This is a genomic window from Vreelandella sp. ssv (assembly GCF_059448525.1).
Window position 1 is genome coordinate 3,235,296 of record NZ_CM182545.1, and the last position, 14,157, is coordinate 3,249,452.

Below are 14,157 nucleotides of genomic sequence, written 5' to 3' on the forward strand. Positions count from 1 at the left end.
GTCGACCCTCAGCTACCGAAGTTTTCAGGCAGGTCGGCACTAAACCAGCGCTGGGACATTTCATTCAAGGTGCCATCTTCCAGACCCTGGGCAATCAGGCGATTCACTTCTTCCATTAGCGCTGGCTCGTTTTTATTCATACCTACATAGCAGGGTGAATCTTTGAGCTGGTAAACCAATGAGGGCGCACGGTCGCTATTGCGCTCGGCGATTTCGGCAGCGACGACGTTACCGGTGGCGACGTAATCGACCTGCCCGGAAAGAAAGGCCGAAATGGTGGTGGCGTTGTCTTCAAAGCGCTGCACCGTCGTGGAGTCCGGGGCAATATTGGAAAGCTCCATATCTTCCACGGCACCGCGGGTTACCCCGATGGTTTTATCGGCCAAGCCTTCTGGCCCCTCCACGCTTTCATCCGCATCGGCACTGAACACCCCTAGGAAGAACGGCGCGTAGGCATCAGAAAAATCAATCGCCGCTTCGCGCTCAGGATTTTTACCCAGACTGGAGATCACCAGGTCCGCCTGACCGGTCTGCAAATAGGGAATACGGTTAGCGCTGGTGACGGGGATAATTTCCAGCTCTACACCCATTTCGTCAGCGAGGTATTGGGCCATATCAATATCGTAACCGCGCGGCTGCAGGTCAGTGCCTACCGAGCCAAACGGTGGAAAATCTTGCGGCACGGCTACCCGGATAGTACCGCGGGACTCGATAGCTTCTAGCGCATCTGCCTGAACGTTTGGGCTAGTGGTAATAGCACCGAGGGCAACCGCGGCACTCAGGCCAGTGGCTAGCACACTGGCCTGTAGGTGTTTGAATTTACTAGATAAAGAGGAATTGAAGCAGTGCGATAGCGATTTCATGGTGTTCTCCTAACAAGGGCAGCCTGACAAGGGCATGTTGTTCAGCGAATAGCCGCAATGGAATGAGCAAGGGATGCAGAGCGAGTGAAAGCTTTGTTGCATAAAACCTTATAAAGAAACTTTCGTTTCACCTATCCACCTAATAGCAACAGCGATACCAAAATTGGTGAACGTTTTTCAGAACAACATCTTAGCGGACGCGCGAAGGCACAACGCAGCGATTGCCGCATTGAGAAGGAGGTAAAAAAGAAGAGAGATGCAATGTGTTGGTGCAGTTTTTATCCCTCAACAGGACAGAATGCACCATGAAAGGAGGTCTAGCTTATTGAGCACTCCAATCTACGCTCATGGTTGGCGCTTCCAATTCACTAAGGTCGGCATATACACCGCTGATCGCGCTGATGCGCTCTCGACCTTCAGCAAGGCGCCGATGCAATAAGCCGTTGGCAATCAGGCAGATCAGGCTATTGGCAGCGGCGTAGCTATCGAAGGCGGAGAGGCTTTCCAGCGGTGTTTCAAAAAACCACGTTACCTGTGAGGCGAAATTTACCGCGGTGGGGTCAGCCAGTAAGGCCACCTTGGCAGGTGAGCGCTCAAGTGAATCGATCAGCGAAGCAAAGGCCGCTGGACGGCGGCGAAAACCAAACAGCACCACCACGTCCTGCTCGGTGAGATCGACAATCTCTTCCGCTAACGACTGGTTTGGGTGAGGCACCACGCGCACCTGGGTGCGCGCCTGAATCAGCTGCTGACGAAAATGTAGCGCTAAAGGGTAGCTGTTACGAAAACCGATCACGACCACATGACGCGCGCTATCCAACCGTTCGATCAGTGCCGCAAATTGATCCGCCACGATGCCGTTTAAGCAGCGCTGCAGATTATCCTGCTCCCGCTGCAAATGGCGCTGGAATGGCGCGCCGGCCTCTTCCTGCATGGCGTTAGCGTCGATCACCAAAGGCACACCCAGGTTACGTAGCTGGCGGGCGTGGTCTTTAACGGTGCGGTAGCTTTCAAACCCCAAGCGCTTGAACAAGCGGCTGACCGTCGATTTGGATACCCCGGTCAAACGCGCCAAATCAGCGGCGCTGTACACCGCGAGATCATCAAAGTGATCGAGGATAAAGCTCGCCACCCGCTGCTCCTGGGCAGTTAGCGCGTCAAACTGGGCGGTAATCCGCTGTCCGATATGCGGCGTCATAGCATCCTATTAAGCGACTTGATTAGCGCGTTGGCGCCGGGTGGTGTTCCGCCCAGTGACGGGCAATATCAACCCGCCGGGCCACCCAAACGCGGTCGTGGGTTTCGATATAATCCAAAAAGCGTTGCAGGGCGCGAAAACGTCCGGGGCGACCCAGCAAACGGCAGTGCATGCCTATTGAGAGCATTTTGGGCGCCTCCTCCCCTTCTGCGTAAAGTACATCAAAGGCATCGCGCAGGTAGGTAAAGAAGTGGTCCGCAGTGTTGAAACCTTGCGGCGCGGCAAAGCGCATATCATTGCTGTCCAACGTGTAGGGCACAATCAGATGGTTGTGGTCACCGCCTTGACTATCCGTCACCTGCGTCCAAAAAGGCAAGTCGTCGCCGTAGTAATCGCTATCGTAAAGGAAGCCGCCTTCGTCTAGCACCAAGCGCCGGGTATTAGGGCTATCGCGACCGGTGTACCAGCCTTGGGGTTTTTCGCCGTAAAGGCGCTGAAAAATCTCCATGGCCTGCTGTAGATGCTCCCGCTCAATATGCTCGGGCACTTCCTGATAATGAATCCAGCGGTAGCCGTGGCAGGCAATCTCGTGGCCCAGCTCTTTAAAGGCCATCGCCACATCGGGATTGCGCTCCAGCGCCATGGCAACGCCAAACACCGTGAGCGGTAAATCACGTTTTTCAAACTCGCGCAGAATACGCCACACCCCAGCGCGGGAGCCGTACTCGTAGATCGACTCCATGCTCAAATGGCGATCAGGATAAGTCGGGGCGCCGATGATTTCCGATAGGAACTGCTCGGAGCCTGAGTCGCCGTGCAACACGCAGTTCTCGCCGCCCTCCTCGTAGTTGAGCACAAACTGAACGGCAATTTTCGCTTTATTGGGCCAGTTAGCATGAGGCGGATTGCGGCCGTAACCGATCAAATCGCGTGGGTAATGCAGCTTGGATGAGGACGACATTGTTATCTCCTTCGGTCATATTCCTGGCCAGCACGGGTTAGCCTCTACTGCGGTGAGCAATGCCAGTGCGGCAACTCATTATTTGTATACAAAATAGCGGCATTAATAGCGTACCGCAACGCAGCCGGTCGCTAATCCTCTGACACCAATACTCTTTCTCACTGTTAGAACTGTTAAGCCATTGAATCCTGAACGATTGGTCAAGCGCTTAGCCTATCACTTTGGTCGTGTATTCGTGGTTAGACCCTTGCGTCTCGTTAGAAACCGCCCTATTTTTGTATACAAGAAAAGTTATATTGTTTACATGCGGATTATTTAACGTGCATATACGAATTATTAACCCCAACACCACGGCCTCGATGACCGCTGCTATTCATCAGGCAGCGCAGCAACAGGCAGGTGCAGGCACCACGGTGAGTGCTTCACAGCCGGAGGCTGGCCCGGTTTCAATCGAGAGCCATTTCGACGAAGTGATCAGTGCGGTAGGGGTGGCCGAAGAAGTCCTGAAGGGCGAGCGCGAAGGCGGCATCGATGCGTATATAGTTGCCTGTTTCGGTGACCCCGGTTTGCTTGCAGCGCGGGAGTTAACCACTGCGCCGGTCATCGGTATCGCTGAAGCGGCGTTTCATATCGCCACACTGGTAAGTACCCGCTTTTCCATCGTCACGACCCTGGGCCGCACCGGCATTATCGCCGAGCATCTGCTTCAGCAGTACGGCTTTAGCCACCACTGCCGCCGTATACGCGCCGCGGAGATCCCGGTATTGGATCTGGAGCATCACCCTGACGCGGCGTTCAAACGCATTGTGGAAGAGTGCTGCCGCGCAAGAGATGAAGATGGTATTGGCGCCATCGTTTTAGGCTGCGGCGGTATGGCCAACTTGACCCAGCAAATCAGCCGCGAAGTGGGCCTGCCGGTCGTCGAAGGTGTCACCGCAGCGCTGAAACTAGCGGAGTCGTTGGTCAGTTTAGGGCTGCATACCAGTAAGCATGGCGATCTTGCCTACCCACGCCCCAAAGCCTTCACCGGTAAGTTTTCTGAACTCTCGGATCTTGCGCTACCGTTTAAGCCCTGACATCTGAAAAAACAATAACGACTCAAAAACATTTAATAACAATAGCTTAAATAGAATTTAAAAACTGTATTTAAAAAACAGTACGTCCATTAGCACGCCACGCCGCAAGCGTTTCCCGATACCTAATCGGGGATTAATAAAAACCGATAATCTTGCGAGGACGACATCATGAGCGCATCACCCTCGGCTCTTGCGTCAGAAGAACGATCCGATGCTGGATCAAAAGCACTCGGGGCAGAAAGCCTGGCCCCTCAACAGACCCGGATTATGGGGCGCGGCTCCTACTTTCTGGCCTGGTTTGGCGGCTGCGTTTCCATCGGCACCTTTGCCATGGGCTCAAGCGTGGTCGGCACCCTGAACCTGTTACAAGCCACCCTAGCCATTGCCATCGGCTGCTTTGTAATCGGGATTGCCCTGGCCATTAACGGGGCCGCGGGCTACAAATACGGCATTCCGTTTATGGTGCAGGCGCGCAGTGCCTTCGGCTTTACCGGCACGCGCTTACCGGGCCTGGTGCGCGCGGTTCCGGCGGTAGTGTGGTACGGCTTTCAAAGCTGGATTGGTGCCGGAGCACTTAATATGGTGTCGGCTACCCTGTTCGGTTTCGACAACCTGATCTTCTACTTTATTACCTTCCAGTTTCTGCAAATTGGCCTGTCGGTAATGGGTTTCCAGGGCATCAAGTGGTTAGAGAATATCGGCAGCGCCTTTATCCTAGCCTCGCTGGTGTATATGTTTTACGCCACGGTGCAGCGCTATGGCGATGAGCTCTCCGCCAGCTTGCTGACCATGGAAGGCTCCTGGGGCATGCCGTTCTGGGGCGCGACCATGCTGTTTTTGGGCATTTACAGCACCATGATGCTCAATGTTAGCGACTACTCCCGCGAGCATAAAAAGGGCACCGCCCAAAGCCTGCTGACCACCATTTACGCCATGTCGATTCTGCCCTGCACGCTGTTTATGGGCTTGATCGGCTACATGGTCTCGCAAGCTACCGGCACCGCCGACCCTATCCAGGTGTTTGCCAACGCCGTCGACAACACCCCGCTGTTAATGACCACCCTGCTGTTCATCGCCTTCGCCCAGGTCACCACCAACGTACTCAACAACGTGGTACCACCGACCTACGTGCTAATGGACGTATTCAAGATCAAGTTCTCGGTCGCCACGGTGATCGTTGGCTTGCTGGCCTTCGCCACCTTCCCCTGGAAACTGGTGCAGCCCGGCTCTGCGGCAGGCTTACAGCTGTTTGTGCAAACTTACTCCGCCTTTTTAGGCCCCATCTTCGCCATTCTAGTGGTCGATTATTACGTCATTCGCCGCCGCACGCTGGATATCGACAAGCTTTATGACGCCAACGGCCCCTACCAGGGTGTGAACCTAGCCGCGTTCATCGCTACCGCGATTGGCATTGTGGCGGCGCTCTCTTTCTCGGCGATCTCGTGGTACGCCAGCCTGATCCCCGCCGGTGTTACCTACTACCTACTCATGAAGTACTGGGCTCCCTGCCAGCGCTTTAGTCAGTAACTCCATTTGCCAACCGAAGAGCTAATAAGATGAAAGAGAGCAACGACATGAGTGACCTGGATATTAAGCACATTGATCCCACGCTCTATAATGAAGATCTCGCGCCGCTTAAACCCCAGGATCGTAACTGGGGCGCGTTTGAGATATTTAACGTTTGGTCTAACGATATCCAGAGCCTGTTTGGTTACACCCTGGCGGCTTCACTGTTTTTAACCTACGGCCTGAACGGCTGGGCGGTGATGGCGGCGATTATTCTGGCGGGCGTGATCGTGATGTTCCTGGTCAACCTCACCGGTAAACCCAGCGTTAAATACGGCATTCCATTCCCCGTCATGGTGCGCGCCAGCATGGGCGTACGCGGCGCGAACCTACCCGCGATGCTGCGCGCCATCGTGGGGATCTTCTGGTACGGCGTGCAGACCTACTTCGCTTCTACCGCCGTCACACTCCTCATTACCGCCTTTGTAGGTGCAGGCAGCGGCAGCACCTTTCTGGGGCTTTCCGGCGTAGCCTGGGTATCGTTTGTGATTGTGTGGCTGTTTCAGATCGCGATCTTCTGGCAAGGCATTGAGCGTATTAAACACTTCCTTAACTGGGCGGGCCCGCTGGTCTACGTGGTGATGTTGGTGCTGATGATCATTGTCTGGTATCAGGCGGGCAGTGAGCTGATCCCCGCCATTGGCACCATTTTCAGCGGTGGCACTGACACCAGCGGTAGCTCTATCGCCGCCTTTATGGCGATTGTCGGCACCATGGTGGCGTATTTCGCGGCGGTGGTGATCAACTTCGGCGATTTCACCCGTTTTGTAAAAACCGAGCGCCAGATGAAGCTAGGCAACCTGCTGGGCTTGCCGCTGAACGTGGCATTCTTCTCATTTATCGCGTTGATTATTACCGCTGGCACCCTGGTGCTATTTGGCGAAGCGCTGACAAACCCCGCCGATATCGTTGAGCGGGTCGATTCACTGCCGCTGACGATTATCGCCGCCCTCACCTTCTTTGCCGCCACGGTGGGCATCAATCTGGTCGCCAACTTCATTCCACCCGCCTACGATCTGGCCAACCTGTTTCCCAGCAAAATCAGCTTCAAGATGGGCGGCCTGATTACCGCGGTAATCGCGTTCTTTGTCGGCGCACTATGGCTTTCAGTGATCAGCCAGATTGGCGTTCCCGGCTTTGTAAATGCACTCGGCGCCATCGTCGCGCCCTTCTACGGCATTATCGTGGTCGATTACTACCTGATTAAGCGTCAGCACTTGAACATGCAGGAGCTGTTCTCATCAGCGCCGGGCAGCGCCTACTACTACGTAAACGGCTGGAACACCCGCGCCCTTATCGCCTTTGGCGTCGCGGCGCTGTTCTCGCTCTCTACGGTATTAGTACCCGCGCTATCCGCGCTTGGAGGCTACGGCTGGCTTATTGGTGCAGGATTGGGTGGGCTGTTCTACTACGGCTTGATGCGGCAGTTTAAGGCTGCGCCTGCGTTGGCTCAGCAGTAGACAAGCTGACCGTAAATAGCTGATTAGAAGCAAATACAAGCGCCATCGGTTTTGCCGATGGCGCTTTTTTTGGTCACGGGCTGGCGTAACCAATTGGGAACTTATTTGCATCCACCCATGGCGCTACCAAGTAACGTATTTTGCGGTATCAAAACTCAGCGGAATGAGATATTTTCGATCTGTAGTGCGCGTTTGTCTGGTAGGCTCCATGGAACGTGTGCTCATTTTTCTGGATAGCATTTCATTAAAATAACTAAAAACAATAAGTTATAAAAAGATTATGTATGTTTATGCGCAAGTTAAAAAAGTGACCTGGTATGCTTATGCGCATGCGCATATTTCTGGCAGCCTTTAGCGGGATAAGGTGAGTATTTCCATTTCATATCAGATACTTGTTTCTTATTAATGGATTTTGGCTTGCAAGGAAAACACGCATGCTTATGAATAAACTGTTAGTTGTTTGCACCAATAGGATAGTTCGATGAATAGTAAGTTGTACTTTGATTCTGTAAAGGAAAAATACGATACACTGTTCGTCGAGTATCGCCCTCCTTTGAATGGTTTCCTATTTGCAACGCTTCGAATTACCTATTTGGGGGATGTGCGAGCAGATGCTGTAATTTCCGACTTAGAGAAGCATGCTATGAAATGGGTGCGAAGATACCCAGTTTCATTAATGGCGTGGGCGCTCGATGAACATGGAAGAATGATTGATCTGAGAAACGAAAATGGACAAAGGTATCTAACTGCGCTAAAGAACGGAGGTTCATTTGATATACATTGGGATTCTCTTCCTGACAGTGCTTTTCCTACAGAGACGTTAGATGCCGACTACTTATTGTCTGTGTATAGTGATATTGGGCATAGAACCCAAGACGAGGTCACTGAGTCCGCGTTTGAATCAATTAAACCCATGCGTCGGCTTAAAATTATTATATTGATTTGGGCAGTATTTGTTCCCGCATTCATCGCTATATTGGAATTTATTAGCCCAACTTGGATAGCGGTAATTGCTCTTCTTTATAGTTTTTGGAAAGCTTATCAAGAATATTTGTTGATGACGGGGCGAAAGGAAAAGTCAGAGGCTGAAATAGCTAAAGAGAAGGAAGAGTTAAGGATGAGGCATCATCATTATCATTGTGAAAAAAATCCCGAAGGCTTTATCCGGTTGAGAAATGAAAACTTTAAAGCTGACGCTAAAGAGAGAATCAAAAATGAATTTGAATCATTACCAAAACACAACTAACAATCGGCTTCACTCAGACACCCAATCCTACGCGGTTTTTGTGGTTTCGCTGTGCTCCACCTTATCACAAAATCCGCTCCGTTTTGGCCGCTGGTGAGCCGGGCGTTAGCACCTCAGCTTCAAGAAAGAGGCTAGGCAAGTTGTGCTTGGCTAGAGTCCAAATAGTCTGAGAAATCATGGGAGTCTAAAAATCCTCTTTCTTTAATCTCAGTTTTAAACACAGGCACCTTTTTTGAGCTTGCCCTTAAACAGCACGCTCTTTTCAGTGCGTGTCGTGGGCGGAGATCACCCTATCTAGCGTCCCGTCCAGCCTAAGTATGAACATGAATAGGATGTATTCTGGAGTGTATCACCCAACAAGCTGCAGCTTGAGCCATCAACCTCAACCCCCAAATATCTGCTGCAAATCAGGCACATTCTCCTCCTCTTCGACCATCGATAGCGAGGCTTCGATAGCTTTCAAGTGGCGGCTCATAAAGGCTTTGGCGCGCTCACCGTTGCCTGTTTCAAGGTAGCCGATCAGGTCGTCGTGGTCGTGGGATTCGCAGCCTAAGTGGCCGCGATGGCCGTAGACGGCGAGTATTAGCGATGAGCGCGAGCAGAGCCGTTCGACAAACTCCGCCAGGGTGGCGTTGCCTGAAAGCTGCGCCAGGCGCACGTGAAAATCGGCTGATAGCCGGATGGCGACGCTCTGTTGGCCGCTGCGCAGCGCTTGGCGCTCCTGGCGGGCCATTTCGCGCAGCTCCGCCGCTTCTTTTTCGCCCATGCGCCGCGCTACATCGGGCATCAGTCCGCACTCGATCAATTGGCGGGCATCGAATACGTCTTTGGCTTCATCGGCGGTGGGCCGGGTGACGCTGGCGCCACGGCGTGGTGTTAGCGTGACTAACTGCTCCAGGGCCAAGCGCTGGAGGATTTTCCGAATACCGGTGCGGCTAATGCCAAATACGTCCGCCAGCGCATCTTCGCGCAGCCGTGCGCCGGGCTTTAAGCGCTGCTCGACAATGGCATCGCTCACGGAGCGATAGATGGCCTCGTGGCGCTCATCGCCCTCTTTGCTATTTTTAGCTTCTTTAGCAGGAGCGCGCCGCTTTTCCGGCGCCTGCGCATCACTCATAGCTAGCCTCTCTGATGATTACTCCCAAGCGGCAATGATATCGCGCTCTTCATCGCTCATGTTGGTCATATTGCCTAACGGCATATAGCGGCTGGCTACGACCTGCTGAATCTGTGTTTTCTGGCCCAGAATTTCATCCCAGCTATTGAAAGCAATCCCGGCGGGCGGTGCTGAAAAACCGGCATGCTCGGGGTTGCGAGCGTGGCACTGAACACAGTGCTGCTCAATCAAACCGGTAATTTTCGCCTGGTCTGGCGGCCCTTCCGCGCCTTCATTGCCACTCGGCGACGAAGTACTCGGTGCGGCCACCCAAAACGCTAACAGAATAAGCCCTACCCCAAAGGCGGGATAGGCGGGCTGGGTTTTGCCTGCATGCATCAATACAAAGAACTGACGGATCAAGGCACCGGCAAAGATAAACAGCACCATCACCACCCAGGCAAGCTCATGGGAGTAAATAAAGGAGTAGTGATTACTCACCATCAGCAACACGACCGGTAGCGTGAAGTAGGTGTTATGTACCGAGCGTTGCTTGCCGCGTTTGCCATCCAAAGGATTGGGGGCATTGCCCGCCTTCATGGCTTTTACCATGCGGCGCTGGCCGGGAATAATCCAGAAGAAGACGTTGGCCGACATCGCCGTCGCCATGACGGCACCCGTGAGTAGGAAGGCGGCGCGGCCGGTAAACATTTGCGTACTCAGGTAGGCAACGACCACCATCATCACGGCAACCGCGATGCTGAGCAGGCCGTCGCGATCCATATTGGGACTAATGCGCTTACACAGCTCGTTATAAACCACCCAGCCGCCCAGCAAGAATGCCAGCGCCAGCACGTTGGCCTGCCAGCCGGTCATGTTGGCAGCCCACTCCCAGGGGCTATTGGGGTTTACCAGATAGAAGCCCGGATTGACCATGTAGAGAATCACAAACAGCGCAAAGCCGGAAAGCCAGGTGGTATAGGCTTTCCAGAATGACCAGTGCAGATCATTGGGGAGCTTGGCAGGCGCGGTGGCATACTTCTGGTTGTGGTAAAAACCGCCGCCATGCACCGACCACATTTCACCAAACACGCCCTTCTCGCGGTCTTCCTCAGCCTTCGGTGTGCGTAGGCTATTATCCAGCATTACAAAATAGATCGACTCACCGATCCAGGCGATAGCCGCAATCACATGCAGCCAGCGCAGCAGCAAATTAACGAAATCGATTAGGTACGCTTGCATAACGGAAGTCCCCTATCAGCTACCGCGGTAAGTTGAGTAGCCATAGGGCGAGAGGAGTAGCGGCACATGGTAGTGCTGGCTGGCATCGGCGACGCCAAAGCGCAGTGGGATAACGTCTAAAAAGCGCGGCTCGGCAGCTTCAACGCCTTGGGCACGAAGGTAGTCACCGGCATGGAACACCAGCTCGTACTCTCCTGGTGTGAGCGCATCACCTTCCAGAATAGGTGCATCGCAACGTCCGTCGCTGTTGGTGACCACAGTACTCAGATGCTGGCGATTGCTCCCGGTAAGGCGAAACACTTCAATGGTAATTCCCTGACCGGGCTGGCCTTTGGCGGTATCCAGTACGTGGGTGGTTAAACGCCCCATAGCCGCTCCTTGTTGATTATTGATGACGTTGCTTGACCTATTGGTCAAAGAGTACCGTTACTGATATTTATTGTATACAGTAATTAAAACCCTACTTTTTAGCGCCACGTTTGCTTTGAACCACGTATGGCGTAAAAACTTACCTGCTTAGGAGCGTTACAGTGCCCACACCGCAACCGTTACTGCTTTCACCCGCACCTAGCAAGTGCAGCCTGGAAATGCTGACTCATCACTATGGGGATGTTTATGAGCACTCGCCCTGGGTGGCCGAAGCAGCCTGGCAGCACGGCCTGACTGAAACCCATGATACACCCGACGCATTAGCCGAGCTGATGGGGCTTATGTTGCAGCAGGCTAGCAGCGAACAGCAAATCAGCGTGATTCAGGCGCACCCAGATTTGGCAGGCAAAGCCGCGATGGCAGGTGAGCTCACTCAAGATTCAACCCGCGAACAGGCAGGTGCCGGGCTCGATCAGTGCAGCCCCGATGAGTTTGCGCGCTTTGAGATGCTTAATGCGGCGTACAAGGAAAAATTTGGTTTTCCTTTTGTGATTGCCGTTAAAGGGCTAGATCGGCATGCCATTTTAGCTGCCTTTGAAGAGCGCCTGAACAACGACCCAGCCACCGAACGACAAACGGCGATTGAGCAAATTATCCGCATTGCGCGCTTTCGTTTAATTGATCGAGCAAATAAGGGTTAGCATTAGAAGTCACGTTCAGCTGACTATTATTGTATACAAAAACGCCGTGCCCTCGAGGGGCACGGCGCTTCACACGGGTTAAAGCTAACTTACTGCTTAGCTTTTTCGACCACGTTTTTCGAGGTTTCTTCTGCCTGTTTCTGGCTATCTTCGGCAAAGCTTTGGCCGATGGAGGTGACTTTTTCGGTGTCACCCTTTACTCGCTCCATGAAATCACTCGCCGTTTTCTGCTGGCTTTCAATTGCTTTCTTGAAACTGTCGGCGTCTTTCACATCCAACCAGGTACGCGCTTGCGCGATCGCCATGTCCGAGTAGGCACGGGCTGCGTCTAGCTGGGCGCTGAACAGCTGATCATAGTAATCAAGCGCTGTTAGCGTGTAAGAACGCATGGGTGAAACAAAAGTGGATTCAAACTGCTGTGTTGTCTTGTCAGTCGCTTTATTCATCTTAATATCTCCAAGTATGAGCTAGCATCTAAAATCGCCTTCATTAGGCTTTCTTTTTAGCCAGGCTTTAGCCTCTGCTGCACTTAAAGCTAGCAGTGCTTTTTGTGCAGCGCAACATGGTTTTTCATCCATGCTGCGCTTGCTCACTTGCAGATATTTATTGGCCCTTAGAGTAAGTAGTTACTAACTGTTTCCAAACAGATGCTTACGTGCCTGTTCGTCCATCGCTTCGCCTGCTTGGGGATTTACTTCTTCAATTAGCGAGTAGGCACGACGTACCGCAGGTCGCGCTTTTACCATGTCGAACCAACGTTCCAGGTCGGGAAATTCCTCTAATGTCTGGCGCTGTTTCTCCCACGGAACAATCCAAGGGTAGATCGCCATATCGGCAATCGAGTAATCATCGCCGCCCACGTAGGTATGATGCGCCAAGCGCTGATCCAACACGCTGTAAAGGCGATTGGTTTCACGCACGTAACGCTCGATGGCGTACTCAATCTTTTGCGGCGCGTAGTGGCAAAAGTGATGGTTCTGGCCTGCCATCGGGCCTAGCCCGCCCATTTGCCAATGTAGCCACTGCAGCACGATATAGCGCTCTCGGCCTGCAGGGGGCAAGAAAAGACCACTTTTGTCGGCGAGGTATTCTAGGATTGCGCCCGACTCAAACATCGAAAGCGGCTGTCCGCCATCCTGGGGGGAGTGATCCACAATGGCAGGGATACGATTATTGGGAGCGATAGCGAGAAATTCAGGATCAAACTGCTCCCCTCGGCCAATGTTAATCGGCTTCACTCGATACGCCAGTTTGGCTTCTTCGAGCATGATGGAGATTTTGTGGCCGTTAGGTGTTGTCCAGTAATACAGGTCAATCATTGCCATCTCCTTGATGAAAACATTGATAGACTCATCATGAGCCTATCAAGCCTTCCAAATGCCGTTGGCGGTACGTGCATGAACCGCCAACGGCGCCTTATATCTCGCGCACGGTCAGGGCAGTGTTTGCCACCCCATCGTGTACGCTGAGCATGCGTTTAAACCACTCGTCTACCGGGTCGCCAGGCTCTACTACTGCTTGTGATGATACGACATGAGCCCACATCATACTGCCGAACAATAAATAGTCGCAGCCGCCGGGTGCGTCACCGTCTAAAAATGCGCTCTCCCGCAGCAGGTCACGCACCGGTGCCAGCGCCTGTCGGAGCTGCTGTTTACCCTGCTCAGGCTGATGAAACTCTTCTAGCGTGCAGCCAAAACGCGCCTCACGGGTTGTGCGGAAATAGTCGCGGTCATCAGGGTGTACGGCTGCGAATAAATCCATGGCGATAATACGGAATAGCGCCGGATTCACACTGCGCTCTACGAAGTATTTGAACAGTAAGGCCCGCTGATAGCTGATGCCTTCTCCCAACACGGGTGCCTCCGGATACGCGCTGTCCAGATAGCGCATGATCTCAAAGCTGTCGGTGACGACTTTATCGCCATCACAGAGCACCGGCACTTTGTCGTAGTCGGCAAATTCCAACGCTTCTTTATCGAGAAACCGCCATGGCACGGAGGTGAATTCCAGGCCTTTATGGGCCAGCGCCATACGCACACGCCAGCAATAAGGTGAGAAGCGGAGCCGTTCGTCCCGGCCGCACAGATCATAAAGAGTCATTGCCACTGCCATAACCTCCGGGTAGTTGATCGTAGTAAGGCTTTAGCCGATAACAATGAGCGTTAGCCAGCGACGACGCAACTAGTCAGTTCTGTGCTGATCTTTTTGCTGGCAACTGTACTGTCTATTAGTCTAATAACTCAGCGCTTTTAGGCCTGCCATGATCAACCAGAAAACCATTTAAAAACATAAACATAAGATAATAATAGCCATATAAAAAATACTCTCAAACAAGCATTTAAGTGGTAAGACCAATTCTCCAATGTAGTCATATGG

Annotated in this window: 14 protein-coding genes; 5 read left to right on the forward strand and 9 right to left on the reverse strand. The window is 52.8% G+C overall.

What is annotated here, in order from left to right:
* Positions 1-8 precede the first annotated feature (8 nt).
* The 3 genes from AC5TBW_RS14680 to puuE form a co-directional block, all read right to left on the reverse strand.
* Positions 9-863 (reverse strand): transporter substrate-binding domain-containing protein, encoded by an 855-nt coding sequence (locus tag AC5TBW_RS14680; RefSeq protein ID WP_495509278.1) that lies wholly within the window; start codon positions 861-863, stop codon positions 9-11.
* A 322-nt stretch (positions 864-1,185) separates the two neighbouring features.
* Positions 1,186-2,061 (reverse strand): MurR/RpiR family transcriptional regulator, encoded by an 876-nt coding sequence (locus AC5TBW_RS14685; protein WP_495509279.1) that lies wholly within the window; start codon positions 2,059-2,061, stop codon positions 1,186-1,188.
* A gap of 22 nt (positions 2,062-2,083) precedes the next feature.
* Entirely contained in the window at positions 2,084-3,022 is a 939-nt protein-coding gene (gene puuE / locus AC5TBW_RS14690) for an allantoinase PuuE (protein WP_495509280.1), read from the reverse strand.
* A 320-nt stretch (positions 3,023-3,342) separates the two neighbouring features.
* Between puuE and AC5TBW_RS14695 the strand changes: the two genes are divergently transcribed.
* From AC5TBW_RS14695 to AC5TBW_RS14710, 4 genes are all read left to right on the forward strand, one after another.
* The gene (locus tag AC5TBW_RS14695; protein WP_495509281.1) at positions 3,343-4,098 is read left to right on the forward strand and encodes an aspartate/glutamate racemase family protein; all 756 of its coding nucleotides are present in this window, start codon (positions 3,343-3,345) and stop codon (positions 4,096-4,098) included.
* Between the two features lie 168 nt (positions 4,099-4,266).
* Positions 4,267-5,625, forward strand: coding sequence for an NCS1 family transporter (locus AC5TBW_RS14700; protein ID WP_280104429.1), 1,359 nt, complete (start codon positions 4,267-4,269; stop codon positions 5,623-5,625).
* 29 nt (positions 5,626-5,654) lie between these two features.
* Entirely contained in the window at positions 5,655-7,124 is a 1,470-nt protein-coding gene (locus tag AC5TBW_RS14705; RefSeq protein WP_495509282.1) for an NCS1 family nucleobase:cation symporter-1, read from the forward strand.
* Between the two features lie 481 nt (positions 7,125-7,605).
* Positions 7,606-8,370 (forward strand): hypothetical protein, encoded by a 765-nt coding sequence (locus AC5TBW_RS14710; protein WP_495509283.1) that lies wholly within the window; start codon positions 7,606-7,608, stop codon positions 8,368-8,370.
* A 382-nt stretch (positions 8,371-8,752) separates the two neighbouring features.
* Here AC5TBW_RS14710 and AC5TBW_RS14715 read toward each other — a convergent pair whose 3' ends face one another.
* The 3 genes from AC5TBW_RS14715 to uraH are packed head-to-tail and all read right to left on the reverse strand — an operon-like array spanning position 8,753 to position 11,077.
* The gene (locus AC5TBW_RS14715; protein ID WP_495509284.1) at positions 8,753-9,487 is read right to left on the reverse strand and encodes a GntR family transcriptional regulator; all 735 of its coding nucleotides are present in this window, start codon (positions 9,485-9,487) and stop codon (positions 8,753-8,755) included.
* A gap of 18 nt (positions 9,488-9,505) precedes the next feature.
* Positions 9,506-10,708, reverse strand: coding sequence for a urate hydroxylase PuuD (locus tag AC5TBW_RS14720; RefSeq protein ID WP_495509285.1), 1,203 nt, complete (start codon positions 10,706-10,708; stop codon positions 9,506-9,508).
* Between the two features lie 15 nt (positions 10,709-10,723).
* Positions 10,724-11,077, reverse strand: a complete 354-nt coding sequence (gene uraH, locus AC5TBW_RS14725) for a hydroxyisourate hydrolase (RefSeq protein ID WP_495509286.1) — start codon at positions 11,075-11,077, stop codon at positions 10,724-10,726.
* A gap of 161 nt (positions 11,078-11,238) precedes the next feature.
* On the opposite strand from uraH, the gene uraD reads away from it, so the two are divergent.
* Entirely contained in the window at positions 11,239-11,778 is a 540-nt protein-coding gene (gene uraD, locus AC5TBW_RS14730) for a 2-oxo-4-hydroxy-4-carboxy-5-ureidoimidazoline decarboxylase (RefSeq protein ID WP_495509287.1), read from the forward strand.
* Between the two features lie 89 nt (positions 11,779-11,867).
* Here the strand turns inward: uraD and AC5TBW_RS14735 are convergent, their stop codons facing one another.
* The 3 genes from AC5TBW_RS14735 to AC5TBW_RS14745 form a co-directional block, all read right to left on the reverse strand.
* Entirely contained in the window at positions 11,868-12,224 is a 357-nt protein-coding gene (locus AC5TBW_RS14735; RefSeq protein WP_495509288.1) for a phasin family protein, read from the reverse strand.
* A gap of 183 nt (positions 12,225-12,407) precedes the next feature.
* Entirely contained in the window at positions 12,408-13,097 is a 690-nt protein-coding gene (locus AC5TBW_RS14740; RefSeq protein ID WP_495509289.1) for a glutathione binding-like protein, read from the reverse strand.
* Positions 13,098-13,194: 97 nt separating this feature from the next.
* Entirely contained in the window at positions 13,195-13,887 is a 693-nt protein-coding gene (locus AC5TBW_RS14745) for a glutathione S-transferase family protein (RefSeq protein ID WP_495509290.1), read from the reverse strand.
* Between the last annotated feature and the right edge of the window lie 270 nt (positions 13,888-14,157).